Annotated in this window: 16 protein-coding genes; 11 read left to right on the plus strand and 5 right to left on the minus strand. The window is 66.3% G+C overall.

Annotated elements, in window-relative coordinates; genetic code table 11:
* Positions 1-122 precede the first annotated feature (122 nt).
* Positions 123-551, minus strand: a complete 429-nt coding sequence (locus tag H3H37_RS17520; RefSeq protein ID WP_182164841.1) for a DUF1841 family protein — start codon at positions 549-551, stop codon at positions 123-125.
* A 205-nt stretch (positions 552-756) separates the two neighbouring features.
* A complete protein-coding gene (locus H3H37_RS17525) occupies positions 757-1530 on the minus strand; it encodes an RNA pyrophosphohydrolase (protein ID WP_182164843.1) in 774 nt (257 codons plus the stop codon).
* Between the two features lie 203 nt (positions 1531-1733).
* On the opposite strand from H3H37_RS17525, the gene H3H37_RS17530 reads away from it, so the two are divergent.
* A complete protein-coding gene (locus H3H37_RS17530) occupies positions 1734-3470 on the plus strand; it encodes a proline--tRNA ligase (RefSeq protein WP_182164845.1) in 1737 nt (578 codons plus the stop codon).
* An 80-nt stretch (positions 3471-3550) separates the two neighbouring features.
* On the plus strand, positions 3551-4147 hold the full coding sequence (locus tag H3H37_RS17535; protein WP_182165115.1) for a lytic transglycosylase domain-containing protein: 597 nt from the start codon (positions 3551-3553) through the stop codon (positions 4145-4147).
* Here the strand turns inward: H3H37_RS17535 and H3H37_RS17540 are convergent.
* The 3 genes from H3H37_RS17540 to ffh all read right to left on the minus strand — a co-directional run bounded on the left by H3H37_RS17540 (position 4136) and on the right by ffh (position 8127).
* Complete coding sequence (locus tag H3H37_RS17540; RefSeq protein WP_182164847.1) at positions 4136-6031, minus strand: SapC family protein; 1896 nt, start codon at positions 6029-6031, stop codon at positions 4136-4138. The genes H3H37_RS17535 and H3H37_RS17540 overlap by 12 nt on opposite strands.
* Before the next feature lie 111 nt (positions 6032-6142).
* Positions 6143-6514, minus strand: a complete 372-nt coding sequence (locus tag H3H37_RS17545) for an SWIB/MDM2 domain-containing protein (RefSeq protein ID WP_182164849.1) — start codon at positions 6512-6514, stop codon at positions 6143-6145.
* Between the two features lie 245 nt (positions 6515-6759).
* Complete coding sequence (ffh, locus tag H3H37_RS17550; protein ID WP_182164851.1) at positions 6760-8127, minus strand: signal recognition particle protein; 1368 nt, start codon at positions 8125-8127, stop codon at positions 6760-6762.
* 176 nt (positions 8128-8303) lie between these two features.
* On the opposite strand from ffh, the gene H3H37_RS17555 reads away from it, so the two are divergent.
* The 9 genes from H3H37_RS17555 to H3H37_RS17595 all read left to right on the plus strand — a co-directional run bounded on the left by H3H37_RS17555 (position 8304) and on the right by H3H37_RS17595 (position 19307).
* A complete protein-coding gene (locus H3H37_RS17555) occupies positions 8304-9278 on the plus strand; it encodes an ABC transporter substrate-binding protein (RefSeq protein WP_182164853.1) in 975 nt (324 codons plus the stop codon).
* A 12-nt stretch (positions 9279-9290) separates the two neighbouring features.
* On the plus strand, positions 9291-10112 hold the full coding sequence (locus tag H3H37_RS17560) for an ABC transporter permease (protein ID WP_182164855.1): 822 nt from the start codon (positions 9291-9293) through the stop codon (positions 10110-10112).
* 22 nt (positions 10113-10134) lie between these two features.
* The gene (locus H3H37_RS17565; protein WP_182164857.1) at positions 10135-10944 is read left to right on the plus strand and encodes an ABC transporter ATP-binding protein; all 810 of its coding nucleotides are present in this window, start codon (positions 10135-10137) and stop codon (positions 10942-10944) included.
* A 128-nt stretch (positions 10945-11072) separates the two neighbouring features.
* Positions 11073-11879, plus strand: coding sequence for a cytochrome C assembly family protein (locus H3H37_RS17570; protein ID WP_182164859.1), 807 nt, complete (start codon positions 11073-11075; stop codon positions 11877-11879).
* Positions 11879-12154 carry a PP0621 family protein gene (locus H3H37_RS17575; protein ID WP_182164861.1) on the plus strand — a complete coding sequence of 92 codons (276 nt, stop codon included), beginning with the start codon at positions 11879-11881 and terminating at the stop codon, positions 12152-12154. Before H3H37_RS17570 ends, H3H37_RS17575 begins: the two co-directional genes overlap by 1 nt.
* 3 nt (positions 12155-12157) lie before the next feature.
* Positions 12158-13885: a sensor histidine kinase gene (locus H3H37_RS17580; protein ID WP_182164863.1), complete on the plus strand. Its 1728-nt coding sequence runs from the start codon at positions 12158-12160 to the stop codon at positions 13883-13885.
* A 15-nt stretch (positions 13886-13900) separates the two neighbouring features.
* On the plus strand, positions 13901-15472 hold the full coding sequence (locus H3H37_RS17585) for a sigma-54-dependent transcriptional regulator (RefSeq protein WP_182164865.1): 1572 nt from the start codon (positions 13901-13903) through the stop codon (positions 15470-15472).
* Positions 15469-16119: a 1,6-anhydro-N-acetylmuramyl-L-alanine amidase AmpD gene (gene ampD, locus H3H37_RS17590; protein WP_182164867.1), complete on the plus strand. Its 651-nt coding sequence runs from the start codon at positions 15469-15471 to the stop codon at positions 16117-16119. Before H3H37_RS17585 ends, ampD begins: the two co-directional genes overlap by 4 nt.
* Before the next feature lie 269 nt (positions 16120-16388).
* Positions 16389-19307 carry a ribonucleoside-diphosphate reductase subunit alpha gene (locus tag H3H37_RS17595; protein ID WP_182164869.1) on the plus strand — a complete coding sequence of 973 codons (2919 nt, stop codon included), beginning with the start codon at positions 16389-16391 and terminating at the stop codon, positions 19305-19307.
* Positions 19308-19349: the final 42 nt, after the last annotated feature.

Consider the following 19349-nt stretch of genomic DNA (forward strand, 5'->3'; position numbering starts at 1 on the left):
CGACAGGCGCGACTCTCATCGTGGCGCGGAGTACATCTCCAATTAGACGCCGGATAGATTTAAGCGAGCCTTCTTACAGCATACAAAAAATCAGCTTGCAAAAAAGAGGGTGACCATAGATTTTATTTGAGGCGGCGGCGCACGCTTTCGACGTAGGCGTCGCCGTCCAGCGGCAGGCCGGAGCGTTGGGCCGTCCAGATCATTTCGCCCAGGCATTCCATGATTTGGTGGTGCGCTTCGTGCGCCGAATCGAGCCGCAGGGTGAGGGCGGTGGCCGCCTCGCGGATGCCGGGCGGCTGGTCGATCGAGATCTGCTCGTCGATCGACAGGTGCATGGACAGGTGCAGGAAGGGGTTGGTCTGGCCGCTGTCGACGCTGAAGTCACGCGCCAGCGCCGCCTCCACGTCGCTCAGGATGTCGTGGTATTCGGGGTGGTGGCGTATCCAGTCGGCCGCCATCGCTTCGATGGGGCTGAGGATGTCGTTGGCGCGCTGCTTGCGGAACGTCTCGCAGAAGAAGCGGCGCACGTCGTCGGAGGAGGGATTGAACATGGGTGGTATCGGGGATGGAACAGCCAGCCGCCATTGTACCCGCTGCGCCGATTGCGTACGTCCGGCCGGCGCGGGCAGCAGCGGGGCATGGCGCGGCCGCGAAGCAAAACGGGCGGGACCGCCATCCGGCCGTCCCGCCCGTCCATCCTGTCCAAGCTGTTTGTATCAATACGGCACGTATTAATACTGTGTGCGGCTCAGCGCGTCAGCCGCCCGCCTTGATCACGTCCACCGCTTCCTCCTGCACGGCCGGGGCCATGGCTGCCGGCGCTGCCGGGGCGATGGCCGCTGGCGCAGTCGGCGCAGAGGCTTGCCGCGGTGGACGCGGCTGTCCGCGCGAAGCCGGGCCGCCGCCGTGCTGCTGGCGCGCTTCCGGCTGCGCGCCCGGCTGGGATGCCGGGACCGGCGTCCCTTCCGTGCACGGCGCCGGCGTCGCCACGGCGCGGGGCGCGTGCGGCTGGCGCAGATAGCGCGACGTGTGGCGGTGCTGGCCGTTGCCATGCGCGGGCCAGGTCAGGAAACGCGACAATTCCTGCAGCGCGCGCTGGTACACTTCGCGCTTGAATTCGATCACCACGTCCAGCGGCACCCAGTAGTCATGCCAGCGCCAGGCGTCGAATTCGGGATGGTCGGTCAGGCGCAGATTGACGTCGTTGTCGCGCGCGCACATGCGCAACAGGAACCAGATCTGCTTTTGCCCCCGGTAGTGGCCGCGGATTTCCCGCTTGATGAAGTGGTCAGGCACTTCGTAGCGCAGCCAGTCGCGCGTGCGGCCGACGATCTTGACGTGCTCCTGCCTTAACCCGATCTCCTCTTCCAACTCCCGGTACATCGCCTGTTCCGGCGTTTCACCGTACTTAATACCGCCCTGCGGAAACTGCCATGAGTGCTCGCGCACCCGCTTGCCCCACCACACCTCGTTATGGGCGTTGAGCAGGATGATGCCGACGTTGGGCCGAAACCCTTCACGATCGAGCATGTTGCACCTCAAACTTTCTGCGACTAAGCGTCCGGCTTACATTTTTGCCCACAAATTGGCGTGCCGGCACGGTTTTCGGGGTACGAAAACGGCCGCAACGCCATCAATTGAACGCATTTGTATAAAGTATGGACGCATCAGCCAGCTAATCCTTTAAAATTAGGTTGATTATAACCCTCTCTTTTTAAAAAGAATTCACCGTTATGCGCGCCTCCCGATTTTTTATTTCCACGCTTAAAGAAGCACCAGCCGATGCCGAAATCGTCAGCCACCAGTTGATGATGCGGGCCGGCATGATCAAACGCCTGGGCTCGGGTATCTACACCTACATGCCGATGGGCCTGCGGGTGATCCGCAAAGTCGAAGCCATCGTGCGCGAAGAGATGAACGCCGCCTCCGCCATCGAACTGCTGATGCCGCTCGTGCAGCCGGCCGAGCTGTGGCAGGAAACGGGCCGCTGGGACAAGATGGGCCCGGAACTGATGCGCGTCAAAGACCGCCATGGCCGCGACTTCGCGATCCAGCCCACGTCCGAGGAAGTGATCACTGATGTTGTTCGTTCGGAAATTAAATCCTACCGCCAACTGCCGTTGAATTTTTACCACATCCAGACCAAGTTCCGCGACGAGCGCCGTCCCCGCTTCGGCCTGATGCGCGGCCGCGAGTTCACCATGAAGGATGCCTACTCGTTCGACCGCGACCTGGCCGGCATGCAGGCCTCGTACAAGGTCATGTATGACGCCTACACCCGCATCTTCAACCGCTTCGGCCTGAAGTTCCGCGCCGTGGCGGCCGATAACGGCGCCATCGGCGGCACCGGCTCGCACGAGTTCCACGTGATCGCCAGCACCGGCGAGGACGCGCTCGTGTACTGCCCGACCTCCGACTACGCGGCCAACATGGAGGCGGCCGAGGCGCTGCCGCTGGCGGCCGCGCGTCCGGCCGCCGCCGAGGCGCTGGTCAAGGCGGCCACCCCCAACGCCACCAAGTGCGAACAGGTGGCCGAGCTGCTGGGCCTGCCGTTGAGCCGCACCGTCAAGACCATCGCGCTGACGGTGGACCACGAGCAGGACGGTAAGGTCACCCAGCAATACTTCATGCTGCTGCTGCGCGGCGACCATGAGCTGAACGAAGTCAAGGTCGGCAAGGTGCCCGGCCTGGCCGCGCACCGCTTCTCGACCGAAGCGGAAATCCTGGAAGTGTACGGCTGCGTGCCCGGCTACCTGGGCCCGATCGGCACCAAGGCGCCCGTCACCGTGGTGGCCGACCGCACGGTGGCCAACATGGCCGATTTCGTGTGCGGCGCCAACGACGCCGGTTTCCACTACACGGGCGCCAACTGGGGCCGCGACGTGCTGGAACCGCATCTGGTGGCCGACCTGCGCAACGTGGTCGAAGGCGACGCCTCGCCGGACGGCAAGGGCGTGCTGGCCATCGAGCGCGGCATCGAAGTGGGCCACGTGTTCCAGCTGGGCACGGCCTACTCGGAAAGCATGAAGGCTACCTTCCTCGACGAGAACGGCAAGCCGGCGCCGCTGCAGATGGGCTGCTACGGCATCGGCATCACCCGCATCCTGGGCGCGGCCATCGAGCAGAACTTCGACGACAAGGGCATCATCTGGCCGACTTCGCTGGCGCCGTTCGAGCTGGTGCTGTGCCCGATGGGCATGGACCGCAGCGAGCTGGTCAAGGCGGAAACGGAGCAGTTGTACGCGCAAGCCCAGGCGGCCGGCATCGACGTGATCGTCGACGACCGCGGCCTGCGTCCGGGCGCCATGTTCGCCGACTGGGAACTGATCGGCGTGCCGCACCGCGTCGTGATCGGCGAGCGCGGCCTGAAGGAAGGCAACCTGGAATACCAGGGCCGCCGCGATACGGAAGCGACCGCCGTGCCGCTGGCCGAGATCATCCCCTTCATCAAGGGCAAGCTCGCGGCCTGACCGTGGACACCCTGACCTGCCCCCGTCCAGTCCACGGCGCCGACCGGCGCCGCTGGTGGGCCCGGCCCCAGCGCTGGGCGATGGCGCTGGCGCTGGCCACGGGCGCGCTGCACGGCCCCAACGCCCACGCCGGCAGCCAGAAGGAGGAGGCGCTGGCCGACTCCGTGCGGCTGGCGCTGTCGAACGCCATCCTCGACAGTAGCCCGCCCAAGCCCAGTTTCCGCAATCCGGCCGACCAGCAGCGCTACCAGGTCTGGCTGGCGCAGATGTCGGCCCGCTTGCAGCGTCGCCTGCCGGACCAGCAGGTGCGCACGGAATTTTTGGAAACGGCGTGGTACGAGGCGCACCGGGCCGGCCTCGACCCCGGCCTCGTGCTGGGCCTGATCCAGGTGGAATCGGCCTACCGCAAGTACGCCGTGTCCATGGTGGGCGCGCGCGGCTACATGCAGGTGATGCCGTTCTGGACCAACGTGATCGGCGACCGCAACCGCAGCGCTCTGTTCAACATGCAGACCAACCTGCGCTACGGCTGCGCCATCCTGCGCATGTACCTGGACATGGAAGCGGGCAACCTTTACCTGGCGCTGGGCCGCTACAACGGCAGCCGCGGCCGCCCCGAATACCCGAATGCCGTGCTGTCGGCATGGCAGAACTGGAAGTTCAAATCACCGCTCTGACGGTGCCGGATGGAACTTGATGCCTCGCAGCAGCGTGCGCATTTTCGATTCCAGCAGCACCGGGTCGTACACCGTGTAGCGCCAGTTGTTGGCGAAGTCGACCAGGTGCACGATGGCGTCGGCCAGCCGGCCCTCGTTGAGCAGCTTGGCCGCGTGGTTGGGGAAATACTCGACTTCATGGTGCTCGACCGGCATGCTGGCCGCCGCGTCCGGCACGCCGGCCGCCGCGTCGTTGCCGATGAAACGGCGGAAGGCGGCCGTGAAGTCGCTGCCAAACCATTTGCCGTAGGCCACCCACTTGTTGGGGCGCGGGTCGGCTTCAAACAGGTAATAGTCGCCGCTGCCGTCTTCCCGCATCAGTGAGATGTTGGCGAAACCGTGCAAGCCGGCGCTGCGGCCCAGCCGCGCCAGCAGCGCACCGAGGGCCGGATCGCGCGCCAGGTAGCGGCGCTTGGTGCTGGGCCCGAGCGTCGGATCGACGTCGACCGCATTCACATATTCGAGCAGTTCGCCCTCGCGGAACAGGGCTTCCACCCCGACCAGCGTGCCGGCGATGAATTGCTGCGCCAGCAGGGGTTCGCTGAAATCATGGGCGGCGACCAGCTGCTGCAGTTGGGCTTCCTCGCGCACCACCCACACGCCCGCGCCGCCGCTTGAGTATTCCTGTTTGAGCACCAGCGGCAAGCCCAGCGCCTGCAACGCGGCGGCGGCATCGGCCGCCTGCGCCAGCACGTGGAAGCGGGGCGCCTGGACGCCGTGTTCGCGGCAATGGCGGGCCAGGCCCGTTTTGCTCAGGATGGACAGGGCTTGATCCTTGCGGATGGGCAGGATGTGGCGCAGGCCGGGCAGGGGCCGGCGGTGGATTTCCCACATGATGGGGTCGTCGCCGATGATGACCTGGCGGTAGCGTCCGCCGGTCACCAGCCGCGCCAGCGCGGCCAGCAGGCTGTCCTGGGTCGGCCCGGAATCGAACCAGTGGTCGTGGAAACTGTTCTGGATGGCGGCGTTGTGGGAGGGGCACAGCACGTGGACCCGGCAGCCGGCCTGCCGCACCAGGTGGGGCATCTCGCACAGCGTGCTCCAGTTGAACGACACCAGTAGCACGGCGGGCGCGTCGGCAGGCAATGGTGGCAGCGCTGCCAGCGCGGACTGGGCATGCTGCACCGGCTGCGGGCGCGGCACGGGTGCCGGCGTGGCGGCCAGCGCTTGCAGCTCGGCCAGGTTGTGGGTCGAGTGCAGCTGGGCGTAGGCCATCGCCAGCGCGCCGCCATCGTGCAGCGCGGCCAGCCCGGCGCCCGGCAGTTGCTGCAGCGCCGCTTCGTCGATCTGGAACAGGCCGGCCGTGTGCTGCACGCCGTGCGGCGTGTCGACGCTGATCGGCCATGGCCGCAGCAGCCGCAGGCGCTGCAAGGCCGCACATGCCGTTTCGGCCTGGCGCCGTCCGTGTTCATGCTGGCGCAATGATGCCAACAGCGCCGCCAGCGGCGCCGCCGGCGCGCCTTGCGCGTCGAAGAAAGGCTGGCCGTCCGGGCTGTCCGTTACCAGGCCGCTGCTTTCATCCACGCACAGGACGCGTTCGGCCGCGCTGTTGTCGAGCAGGTGGAACGGATGCAGCCGCAGTGCTTCCGGCAGGTAGCGCGCCGTCCAGCGCCCGTCCGGGGCGACGTAGGCATTGCGTTCATTCTGCAGGCCCAGCACGGCGACGGGCAGGTAGCCGCCGTTGCGGGCGATGAAGGCCAGCGGCATGGCGCGGGCGGCTGCGGCCATTTCGTGGGCCGCCAGCGCGACGACGGGCAGGTGGGCGGCGAAGGCGTGGTGGGTCGGATGTTGCCAGCGCAGTGCGCTGTGCCGTTCGCGGGTGACGGCGTGGTACTGGATAGCCATGGTAGGTGTTGCGGGGAAGATGCGAGGCGGTGTTGCGTCAGCGGCGTTCAAAAAAAAACCCCGGTCGCGCCGCGCCGGGGTGGGACCAGGGGGCTGGCGTCGCCAGTGGGCTTACTTCAGGTGGTCGGAGATCAGTTTGGTCATCTCGAACATGGACACCTGGGCTTTGCCGCCGAATACTGCCTTCAGCTTGTCGTCGGCATTGATCATGCGGCGGTTGGCCGGGTCTTGCAGGTTCAGCTTCTTGATGTAGTCCCACACTTTCTTGGTCACTTCGGTACGCGGCAACGGGGCGGCGCCGACCACGGCAGCCAGCACGGCCGAAGGCGTCATGGCCTTCATGAAAGCGGCGTTCGGTTTGCGCGGAGCGGCGGGAGCGGCCGCTTTCTTGGCTGCGGGTGCTGCTTTTTTCACGGCGGCGGGCTTGGCGGCCGCCGCTTTCTTGACTGGTGCTGCTGCTGGGGTTTTTTTGGCTGTTGCCATCTTCTAGCCTCCTTAACGAACACATGGAAAATTGCGCAATTGATCGCACGGCTAATATTGGTGGGGATTTACCGGGGATGCAAGTGTTTTTCGCGTTTTTTCCCGGAAACACCACTTAAATCAGGGCGGCGGGCCGGCTGCGCACCGTTCAGGGGCAAAACCCCCCGTTTTTACACGTAAAAACACCGCCTGGCGCGGGGCGCGCAGGCGGTGCCGGATGGGGCGCCGACGGGGGCGGAAAACGCTTAACGCAGGCCCGGCATCATGCCCTTCATCGAGCGCATCATCTTCATCATGCCGCCGCCCGACAGCTTTTTCATCATGGTCTGCATCTGTTCGAACTGGGTCAGCATGCGGTTCACTTCCTGCACCTGCACGCCGGCGCCGGCCGCGATGCGGCGCTTGCGGGTGGCCTTGATCAGCTCCGGCTTGGCCCGCTCCTGCGGCGTCATCGAGTCGATGATGCCGACCATGCGCCGCACCTGCTTGTCGGCCTGGTCCATGTTGGCGTTGCCGGCCGCCTGCTGGAACTGGGCCGGCAGCTTGTCGACCAGGCTGGCCATGCCGCCCATCTTCTTCATCTGGCCCAGCTGGGCCTTGAAGTCGTTCATGTCGAACTTGCCGCCGACCTTGATCTTCTGCGCCAGGTCGGCCGCCGCCTTGGCGTCCACGCCCTTGCGCGCTTCCTCGACCAGGGCCAGGATGTCGCCCATGCCCAGGATGCGGTTGGCCATGCGCTGCGGGTCGAACGCTTCCAGGCCGTCCAGTTTCTCGGACACGCCGGCGAACTTGATCGGCTTGCCCGTGATGTGGCGCACCGACAGCGCCGCGCCGCCGCGCGAGTCGCCATCGAGTTTGGTGAGCACGATACCGGTCAGCGGCAGCGCGTCGTTGAAGGCCTTGGCCGTGTTGATGGCGTCCTGGCCCAGCATGGCATCGACCACGAACAGGGTTTCGATCGGTTTGACGGCGCCGTGGATGGCGGCGATCTCGCGCATCATCTCCTCGTCGATACCGAGGCGGCCGGCGGTGTCGATGATCAGCACGTCGTGGTAGTGTTTCTTGGCCCAGTCCAGCGCGGCCAGCGCGATGTCGACCGGCTTGTCGGCCGCCGTGGACGGGAAGAAGTCGGCGCCCACCTGGCCGCTCACCGATTGCAGCTGGGCGATCGCGGCCGGACGGTAGACGTCGGCCGACACGGTCAGCACTTTCTTCTTCTTTTGTTCCTTGAGGTATTTGGCCAGCTTGCCGACGGTGGTGGTCTTACCGACACCCTGCAGGCCGGCCATCAGGATGATGGCGGGCGGCTGCTGGGCGAAGCTGAGCTGGGCGGCCTGTTCACCGAGGTCGGCGCCCATAATGGCGGCCAGTTCGCGCTGCACCACGCCCACCAGGGCCTGGCCGGGCGAGAGCGAGGACAGCACTTCCTCGCCCATGGCTTTTTCCTTGACGCGGGCGATGAACTCGCGCACGGCCGGCAGGGCCACGTCGGCTTCGAGCAGGGCCAGCCGCACTTCGCGCAGCATTTCTGCGGTGTTGGCCTCGGTCAAACGGGCCTCGCCGCGCATGGTCTTGACGACCTTGGCGAGACGCTGGGTGAGATTATCTAGCATGATGAACCTGGAATCTGTCTGAAGGGTGGCCGGCCGGGACCGGACGATGGCCGCCATTTTACCGCATCGTGGCAGCGTCGGGCCATCGGGTGGCGCGCGCGACTGTACCGTTCCAGTAGGCAAGCGGGACGCCACTTGCTATGATCTGTGCAACTTTTAGCAATGAGGGAGAGGCAATGAAGAAGCAGGCGATGATCAAGACCGTGGCGCTGGCCGCCATGCTGTGGACGGCCCAGGCCCAGGCGCAGGACGTGGTGCGGCTCGGTAATCTGAAGTTCGCCCATTACGGCGCCGTCTCCTATATCAAGGAGATCGCCCCCAAGTGCGGCATCAAGGTCGATGAGCACGTGTTCGCCAAGGGGCTGGACGTGATGCAGGCCATCATCGCCGGTGAACTGGACGTGGGCACCACCGCGTCCGAGGCGGCCATCTCGGGCCGCGCCAGCGGCGCGCCCATTTATGTGGTGGCCGGCTTCGCCAAGGGCGGCGCGCGGCTGGTGGGCCGGGCCGACCTGCACATGAAATCGCTCAAGGACCTGAAGGGCAAGAAGGTGGGCGTAACGCGCGGTGGCATCCAGGAAGTGCTGTTGCTGGCCGAGCTGCAGCAGGTGGGCATGACGGCCTCGGACCAGCCGGGCAAGGACGTGCAACTGGTTTACCTGGCCTACGCCGACCTGAACCAGGCGCTGCTGAGCAAGAACATCGATGCCATGATGCAGTCCGAGCCGCAATCGTCGCAGGCCATCAACAAGGGCTATGGCAGCGAGCTGCTCAAGCCCTACGACACGCCGATCGGTGCGCCGGTGCGCACCATGGTGATGACGGAGAAGTTCTACAAGGAGAAGCGGCCGCTGGCCGAGAAGTTCATGCGCTGCTTCGTGGAGGCCACCAAGACCTTCATCGATAACCAGGCCGTGGCCGAGAAATACGTGCGTGACGTGGTCTTCAAGGGCCAGTTGAGCAAGCAGGACTTCGACGACGCGATCGGCAATTCGCCGTACTCGTACGACATCACGCCCGAGCACATCCAGACCACCGCCGACATCATGGTCAAGACCGGCGTGGGCCGGCTGGCCAAGGCGCCCGTGGCGCGCGACTGGGTCAAGACCGACTTGCTGGACGCGGCCAAGAAAAGCCTGAACGTCAAATAAGAGGGGATGGCCATGGCAAAGTCGCAGTGGCGTGAGGCGGGTGTGGGGCTGGTGGTGCCGGCCCTGGTGATCGCAGTGTGGCAGGCCGCGGCCTCGCTGGGCTGGGTCAACCCGCAGGTGCTGCCGTCGCCGTGGGCGGTGGTGCACAAGTGGTTCGAGTACCTGCTGCCGTTGCAGCCCTACGACCCGGCCGCCGGCAGCTGGCTGCGCTGGGCCTTCTCGGGCGAGCTGATCGGCGACGCCATGGGCAGCTTGTACCGCGTCATCGTCGGCTTCGTCGTGGGCGCGGGGCTGGCCCTGCCGCTGGGGCTGGCCATGGGCGCCAGTCCGCGCGTGCATGCCTGGCTCAATCCGCTGGTGCAGCTGCTGCGGCCCATCCCGCCGATCGCCTATATTCCGCTGTCCATCCTGTGGTTCGGGCTCGGTAATCCGCCGGCCGTGTTCCTGATCGCGCTGGGCGCCTTCTTCCCGGTGCTGATGAACACCATCGCCGGGGTGCGCCAGGTGGACGGGATTTATATCCGCGCGGCCCGCAACCTGGGCGCCTCGGGCACCACCATGTTCGTGCGCGTGATGCTGCCGGCCGCCGTGCCTTATATCTTGTCGGGGGTGCGGATCGGGATCGGCACGGCGTTCATCGTCGTGATCGTGTCGGAAATGATCGCCGTCAACAATGGCCTCGGTTTCCGCATCCTGGAGGCGCGCGAATACTTCTGGTCCGATAAGATCATCGCCGGCATGATCAGCATCGGCCTGATCGGTCTCGGCATCGACGTGCTGATGAACCGGCTGAACAACCACCTGCTGCGCTGGCACCGCGGCCTCGATAACTGAGCCTCTAATATATATGAGCGACATGCGTAGTAGCGGCGACGCCCCCCACATCGTGGTCAGCCACGTCGACAAGGTCTTTCCCGGCGCGGGCCGGGAAGTGGTGGCGCTGCGCGACATCAACCTGGAGATCCCGCGCGGCCAGTTCGTCTGCCTGCTGGGGCCGTCCGGCTGCGGCAAGTCGACCCTGCTCAACGCCGTGGCCGGCTTCGCCCTGCCCAGCGCCGGCAGCATCACGGCCGACGGCCAGCCCGTCACGGGGCCGGGGCCGGCGCGCGGCATGGTGTTCCAGGAATACGCGCTGTTCCCGTGGATGACGGTGGCCGACAACATCGCCTTCGGGCTGGAGATCAAGGGCCAGCCCAAGGCGGACATCGCGGCCACGGTGGACCGGCTGCTGGCCATGCTGTCGCTCGGTGAATTCCGCCACCGCTATCCCAAGGATTTGTCGGGCGGCATGCGCCAGCGGGTGGCCATCGCGCGCGTGCTGGCGCTCGATTCGCCCATCATGCTGATGGACGAGCCGTTCGGCGCATTGGACGCGCTGACCCGGCGCAACCTGCAGGACGAGTTGCTGCGCATCTGGTCCGAGCTGAAGAAGACCATCCTGTTCGTCACCCACAGCATCGAGGAAGCGATCTACCTGGCCGACCGCATCATCGTCATGACCTACCGGCCCGGCACCGTCAAGCGCGACCTGCTGGTGGACCTGCCGCGCCTGCGCGACCCGGCCGCGCCCGAGTTCAACGCCCTCAAGCGCGAACTGGGCCAGCTGGTGATGGAGGAACAGCAGCGCCACCACAACGATGAAATCCGCGTGGCGGCCATCGACTGAACGCCGGCTTCCGGCGGGGCCCATGCCGCCGGCGGGCGGAGCGCCCCTTCCGTAACCGGCATACGCCCCCCATATCTTGAGACTTCCCTCGGGCCGGTTTCAGCCCGCCATGGTGTAAACTGACCGCTATGCAGACTTACTTCCTCATCTCAGCCGCCGTGCTGTACCTCGTGTGCGCCTTGCTGCCGTCGCGGCAGGGGCCGTTGATCGCCACCCTCACGGCCGTCGCCTGGCTGCTCCATGGCGTGACCCTGTGGTTCGAAGTGACGGCGCCCGGTTCGCTGCGCATCGGTTTCGCCGCCATGCTGTCGGCCGCGCTGTGGGTGTCGGTGGCGGCCTACTGGCTGGAGAACCGCAATTACAGCCTGGACGGCCTGCGGCGCATGGTCATGCCCAGCGCGGCCGTGGCCGTTGCGCTGGAGGCGCTCTTTCCCGGCAACCTGGTCGCCCTCGAAGGCAAGTCCGTCATGTTCGGCTGGCACATCGCCATCGCCACGCTGGCCTACAGCACGCTCACCATCGCCGCCTTCCACGCCGTGCTGATGGCGCTGCAGGAATCGCGGCTGCACACGCGCACCGCGGCTGGTGGCGGCTTCCTGGCCAGCGCGCTGGACCAGTTGCCGGCCCTGCTGACGATGGAAAAACTGCTGTTCCGCATGATAGGCTTCGGTTTTATCCTGCTGAGCCTGACCGTGTTGTCGGGCATCGTGTTTTCTGAACAACTGTTTGGCCAGGCCCTGAAGTGGGACCACAAGTCCGTGTTCACGCTCATGTCCTGGCTGCTGTTCGCCGCGCTGCTGGCGGGCCGCCGCTTCCGTGGCTGGCGCGGCAAGACGGCGCTGACCTTCACGCTGGCCGGATTCGCCACCTTGTTGCTGGCCTACGTCGGCAGCCGTTTCGTATTTGAAGTCGTTTTACATCGGGGATTTGTTTGATGAGTCGTCTTTTGTTCTGGCTGGCGCTGGCGTTCCTGGTGCTGTTCGCCATCCGCAGCAAGCTGCGCGAGCTGCAGGGCGGCCAGCGCCCGCCTGAACCGCGCCAGCCCGGGCGTCCCGCCGCCCGGCCGGCCGCCCGTGGCCGCACCAACGCGGAAGTGGAAACCATGTTGTGCTGCGCCCATTGCGGCATCTATTACCCCGCCTCGGAAACGGTGCAGGCTGGCGGCCGCGATTATTGCTGCGCGGCCCACGCCAGCCTGCCGGCCGCCTGAGTAGTGACCGCCTCCCTGCCAGCGCTGGCGGCTGACACGCGCGCGACCCGCGCCACCTTCTGGCGTTCGTTGCAGACGCTGAATGGCACGCGCGTGGTGATCGCGCTGGTGCTGCTGGCCTACCTGAGCGTGGACAGCCGCGGCCTGCGCGCGGCCGGCCAGTTCTTCTACGGCGAAGTGTGCCTCGGCTATCTGCTGGTGGCGCTGGCGTTCGCGCTGATGACGTTGTATGTCCGGCGCCGCTTCCTGCTGCAACTGATGTCGCAGATCGCCTGCGACCTGGCCATCATCTCGCTGCTCTACATCGCCGCCGGCGGCGTGCGCAGCGGGCTGGCCATCCTCTACCTGTTCCCGCTGGCCGGCACGGCCATCCTGGCGCCGCTGGTGCTGGCGCTGTTCTGCACGGCGCTGGTCACGCTGTTCCTGCTCGGCGAAAGCGGCTGGCGCATGCTGCTGATGGAAGGCGACATGGTGGTGCTGCAGGCCGGCCTGTACGGCGCCGCCTTCTTCGCCACCGTGTGGGTGGTCAACCGCATGGCCGCCCGCCTGATCGGACAGGAGGAACTGGCCATCGAGCGCGGCATCGAGATTGGCGTGCAGCAAGCCGTGAACCGCCTGGTGATGGCCAACGTCGGCGACGGCATCCTGGTGGTCGACCCGCAAGGCCAGGTGTTCGCCGGCAACCCGGCTGCCCAGCAGATGCTGGGGCTGGCCGGCCCGGACCTGCGTTTCCGCCTGGGCGAGGTGGCGGCCCTGCGGCCGCTGGCGCAAGCCTACGAGGACTGGCTGGCCGATCCCGCCCAGGGTACGGCCTATGTCACCATCAAGCCCGGCGCCGAGCCGGCGCTGGACGGGCTGCCGGCGGCCGGCAGCGGCCGCCCCGACCTGGCCGCCCACTTGCAGGCCCGCTTCGCGGCCGTGGACACGGACGGCCTGGGCACGGAGCGCAGCGTGATCTTCCTGCAGGACGTGACCGGCATCGAGAACCAGGCCCAGCAACTGAAGCTGGCCTCCATGGGCCGGCTCACGGCCAGCATCGCGCACGAGGTGCGCAACCCGCTGTCGGCCATCGGCCACGCCACGGCCCTGCTGGCTGAGGACCTCGACAGCACCGTGCACCTGCGCCTGCTCAAGATCGTGGGCGACAACGTGAGCCGGGTCAACCGCATGGTGGAGGACATCCTGCAGTTGTCGCGCAAGGTGCAGCCGCACGGCGAACCGCTGGCGCTGGACCAGTTCCTGGCCGAACTGAAGACGGAATTCGACGAAACTCACGGCCTGCCCGCCGATGTGCTGGCGCTGACGGCCACGCCCGGCACGCTGGTGCGCTTCGACAGCCTGCACCTGCGCGAAGTGGTGCTCAACCTGCTCAACAACGCCGTGCGCTACGCCAGCGGGGCGCCGGCCAGCATCCGCCTGACGCTGGTGACGGGCCGCGCGCGCCGCCTGGAACTGCATGTGCAGGACGACGGCCCTGGCATCTCGGCCGAAGTGCGGGCCCATTTATTCGAGCCGTTCTACACCACCTCCAGCAAGGGCACGGGGCTGGGGCTGTATCTGGCGCGTGAATTGTGTTTGAATAACGAAGCCATGCTCGACTATGAATACCGCTTCGAGCCGGCGCCCGGTCCGGACGGCATGCCCCGTTCCAGCGGGCGGTTTGTGATCACCTTCGCCCGGCCGGCGGCCGCGCCCGCCGTTCCTGCGGTCGGCCAGGCCAGTCCGTCATAACAGAAAGGCAGTTGCATGAGTGTCCCCCGTGTGCTGGTCGTCGACGATGAAGCCGATCTGCGCGAACTGCTGGAAATCACCCTGCTCAAGATGGGGCTGGACGTGGACAGCGCCGCCACCCTGGCCGAGGCGCGCGCCTGCCTCGCGCGCACGGAATACGCGCTTGTGCTGACCGACATGCGCCTGCCCGACGGGCTGGGGCTGGAACTGGTGCGCGAAGTGTGCGCCGCCTATAAGAATACGCCGATCGCCGTCGTCACGGCCTTTGGCAGTGCCGACAACGCCGTGGTGGCGCTCAAGGCCGGCGCCTTCGATTACGTCTCCAAGCCGGTGGCGCTGGACCAGCTGCGCATCATGGTGCAGTCGGCCCTGCGGCTCAACGTGCCGGCGCCCGGCCAGGCGGCCAGCGCCGGCCAGCCGGCCAGCCGGCTCAAGGGCACCTCGGCCGTGATCCAGGCCTTGCGGGCCCAGATCGCCCGGCTGGCCCGTTCGATGGCGCCGATCGCCATCACGGGCGAATCGGGCAGCGGCAAGGAACTGGCCGCGCGCGAGATCCACGCCCAGAGTTCGCGCGCCGGCAAACCGTTCGTGGCCGTCAACTGCGGCGCCATTCCCGAGGCGCTGATGGAGGCCGAGTTCTTCGGCTACCGCAAGGGCGCGTTCACCGGCGCGGCCGACGAGCGCGACGGCTTCTTCCAGGCCGCCAACGGCGGCACGCTGATGCTCGACGAGGTGGCCGACCTGCCGCTGGCCATGCAGGTCAAGCTGCTGCGCGCGATCCAGGAGCGGCGCGTGCGCAAGATCGGCGCCACCACCGAGGAACCGGTCGACGTGCGCATCATCAGCGCCACCCACAAAAACCTGGCCCAGTGCGTGGAGCAGGGCAGCTTCCGCCAGGACTTGTTCTACCGGCTGAACGTGATCGAGCTGTGCCTGCCGCCGCTGCGCGAACGGCTCGACGACCTGGAGCCGCTGACGGACGCCATCCTCGAACGGCTGGGCACCTTTGAACACAAGGTGGTGCTGGGGCCGGGCGTACTGGAGGCGCTGCGCGGCTACAGCTTCCCCGGCAATGTGCGCGAGCTGGAAAACATCCTGGAGCGGGCGCTGGCCTTTGCCGACGACGGCGTGATCGAGGTCGGCGACCTGGCCCTGAAGGGCGCGAAGATGGTGGAGGCGGTGGTGCCGCTGCCGTCGCCCACGCCCGGCTTTGCCCAGCAACTGGCGGCCACCGAGGCGGCCGCGTTCGGACTCGATGGCAGCGTCGCCCGCTCCACGCCGGATGGTGCGGCGGCCATGCCGCCTGCATCTGCTGCCGCTTCGTCTCCCATGCCGGCGGCGGGTGCCGCGCTGGGCGCGGCGGCGGTGGCGATGGCGTCGGGCGGCGCCACCATGGCCTTGCCCCACCTCGATGCGCTGCCGGCCAACCTGCCCGAATACCTGAACCAGATCGAGCGCGACATCATCCAGCGGGCGCTGGCCCAGACCCAGTACAACCGCACCCAGGCGGCCCAACTGCTGGGCATCAGCTTCCGGCAGCTGCGCTACCAGATGCAAAAGCTCAATATCCAGGAGCCGGAGGCGTGACCGCGCCGCATTTTGTGCTGGACCCGGACGGCTGGTGCCGCGGCGCCCAGCGCTACGACTCGCCCCACGCCGACGCCCGTCCGGACGGCACGGCCGTCACGCTGCTGGTGGTCCACAATATCAGCCTGCCGGCCGGCCAGTTTGGCACGCCCCACGTGTCCGACTTGTTTACCGGCCGCTTGGACTATAATGCCGATCCCGCGTTTGCGGACTTGCGCGGCTTGCGCGTGTCGAGCCACTTCCTGGTGCGGCGCGACGGCCGCGTGATCCAGTACGTGTCCGGCGACGCGCGCGCCTGGCACGCGGGCCAGTCGGTGTTCCAGGGACGGCCGGCCTGCAACGATTTTTCGATCGGGATCGAGCTGGAGGGCACGGACACGCTGCCGTTCGCGCCGGCCCAGTACGAGGCGCTGGCGGCGCTGACGCTGGCCCTGCAGCAACGCTATCCCTTGACCGATGTGCAAGGCCACCAGCACATCGCGCCGGGCCGCAAGACCGACCCCGGACCGTTGTTTAGTTGGCAGAAATATATTGAAATCTGGGGCCGTCTGCTGAAGGAAAAGGCAGCCGGGCAGGTGGGGTTAGTACCTGCTTACCGGCAACTGCGCTTCCCTGTAGGCGTTCCAGAAAGTCAACCGAAAAATTGATCTGAAATAAAAAATTTCCACTTGCCGTGCCCCATGCTGACCACTACAATCAGTGTATCGAATAAGCTGATTCACTAAATGTAGTGGTATCTCAAGTTCCAGGTTCCAAGCGGTATCGGCCTCGGTCCACCAGCATCAGGAACCCTTATTCACCCTTTGTGTCGCTGTAACACCAGCCGGAACACCAGGCTGGCCGCTTCATTTTGGCCTTTTTTTATACAAACACACGCCGCGCAGCCATGACTGCACGCTGTTATCGGGGAGCTTAAATGCAATCTACTCAAGACACTTCCATCCAACCAGCGCTGGTACCAGCAGCGACTGCGGGTATCGCTGGCGGCCAGGCCACGGCAGCGGCGGCGTTGGGCGACTACCGCATCATTCGCCGCAACGGCGCCGTGGTGGCGTTCGAGCCGTCCAAGATCGCCATCGCCATGACCAAGGCCTTCCTGGCGGTCAACGGCGGCCAGGGCGCCGCCTCGGCCCGCATCCGCGACCTGGTGGAACAGCTGACGGCCGCCGTGGTGGCCGCGCTGGTGCGCCGCCAGCCGTCGGGCGGCACCTTCCACATCGAGGATGTGCAGGACCAGGTGGAATTGTCGTTGATGCGTTCGGGCGAACATGACGTGGCCCGCGCCTACGTGCTGTACCGCGCCAAGCACATGGAAGAGCGCCGCCTGCAGAAGGAGGCCGCCGGTGCCTCCAAGGTCGCCGCCCCGCAGATCCACGTGACGGAAGCCGGCGTGCGCCGCCCGCTGGACATGGACCAGGTGGCCGGCCTGATCAACGCGGCCTGCATCGGCCTGGAAAAACACGTGGACGCCGACGCCATCCTGGCCGAAACCGTCAAGAACCTCTATGACGGCGTGCCCGTCGAGGAGCTGCACAAGTCCGCCATCCTGGCCGCCCGCGCGCTGATGGAAAAGGACCCGGCCTACTCGCAGGTGACGGCCCGCATCCTGCTGCACACGATCCGCAAGGAAGTGTTCGGCCAGGAAGTGGCGCAGGCCGGCGCCGCCGCCGCCTACGTCAAGTACTTCCCCGAGTACGTGGCCAAGGGCATCGCCGCCGAGCTGCTGGACCCGAAACTGGCCGAGTTCGACCTGGCCCGCCTGGCCAAGGCCCTGGTGGCCGACCGCGACCTGCAGTTCGGCTACATCGGCCTGCAAACCCTGTATGACCGCTACTTCCTGCACGTGCGCGACGTGCGCATCGAAATGCCGCAGGCGTTCTACATGCGCGTGGCGATGGGCCTGGCCCTGAACGAGAAGGACCGCGAAGCGCGCGCCATCGAGTTCTACCACCTGCTGTCGACCTTCGACTTCATGAGCTCCACGCCGACCCTGTTCAACTCGGGCACGCTGCGCTCGCAACTGTCGTCGTGCTACCTGACCACCGTGTCGGACGACCTGGAAGGCATCTACGACGCCATCAAGGAAAACGCGCTGCTGGCCAAGTTCGCCGGCGGCCTGGGCAACGACTGGACCCCGGTGCGCGCGCTGGGCGCCCACATCAAGGGCACCAACGGCAAATCGCAGGGCGTGGTGCCGTTCCTGAAAGTGGTCAACGACACGGCCGTGGCCGTGAACCAGGGCGGCAAGCGCAAGGGCGCCGTGTGCGCCTACCTGGAGACCTGGCACATGGACATCGAGGAATTCCTCGATCTGCGCAAGAACACCGGCGACGACCGCCGCCGCACCCATGACATGAACACGGCCAACTGGATTCCCGACCTGTTCATGAAGCGCGTGATGGAGAAGGGCGACTGGACCCTGTTCTCGCCGTCCGACTGCCCCGACCTGCACGACAAGGTGGGCAAGGCCTTCGAGCAAGCCTACCTGGGCTACGAAGCCAAGGCGGCCGCCGGCGAAATCCGCGTCTGCAAGAAAGTGGCGGCGCTGGACCTGTGGCGCAAGATGCTGTCCATGCTGTTCGAGACCGGCCACCCATGGATCACCTTCAAGGACCCATGCAACATCCGTTCGCCGCAGTCGCACGTGGGCGTGGTGCACAGCTCCAACCTGTGCACGGAGATCACCCTGAACACGGGTCCGGACGAAATCGCCGTCTGCAACCTCGGTTCGGTCAACATGCCGGCCCACATGAAAGAGGGCAAGCTTGACCACATCAAGCTGCAGAAGACCATCCGCACCGCCATGCGCATGCTCGACAACGTGATCGACATCAACTACTACGCCGTCGACAAGGCCCGCAACGCCAACATGCGCCACCGTCCGGTCGGCCTGGGCGTGATGGGCTTCCAGGACTGCCTGCACATGATGCGCGTGCCTTACTCGTCGATGGAAGCGGTGCAGTTCGCCGATACCTCGATGGAAGCTGTCTGCTACTACGCCTACCTGGCCTCGACCGAGCTGGCCGAGGAACGCGGCCACTACGCCTCGTACAAGGGCTCGCTGTGGGACCGTGGCATCCTGCCGCAGGACTCCGTCAAGCTGCTGGCCGAAGAGCGCGGCGGCTACCTGGAGGTGGACGGCTCGTCCTCGATGGACTGGGCGCCGGTGCGCGCCCGCATCAAGCAGTTCGGCATGCGTAACTCGAACTGCGTGGCGATCGCCCCGACGGCCACCATTTCCAACATCATCGGCGTGTCGGCCTGCATCGAACCGACGTTCCAGAACCTGTACGTGAAGTCCAACCTGTCGGGCGAGTTCACCGAGATCAATTCCTACCTGGTGCGCGACCTGAAGGCGCGCGACCTGTGGGACGAGGTGATGATCGCCGACCTGAAGTACTTCGACGGCTCGCTGACCAAGATCGACCGCATCCCGCAGGATCTGCGTGACATTTATGCAACCGCGTTCGAAGTGTCGCCAAGCTGGCTGGTGGAAGCGGCATCGCGCCGCCAGAAGTGGATCGACCAGGCCCAGTCGCTGAACATCTACATGGCCGGCGCCTCGGGCAAGAAGCTGGACGAGACCTACAAGCTGGCCTGGCTGCGCGGCCTGAAGACCACCTACTACCTGCGCACCATCGCCGCCACCCACATGGAGAAGTCGACCTCCAAGACCGGCGCGCTGAACGCGGTGGCCGTGGACGGCGGCATGTCGGCCAGCGCCATGGCGGCAGCGGCGCCAGCGGCGGCTCCGGCCGCGCCGGTGGCCGAAGGCGCTGCCTGCTACCTGCGTCCTGGCGACGACGGCTTCGAGGAATGCGAAGCCTGCCAATAAGGGCCATACTATAAGAGTGAACCGTCCCGGCCCGCCGGGCGG

It is taken from the genome of Rugamonas brunnea (genome assembly GCF_014042345.1).
Classification (GTDB): Bacteria; Pseudomonadota; Gammaproteobacteria; order Burkholderiales; family Burkholderiaceae_D; genus Rugamonas; species Rugamonas brunnea.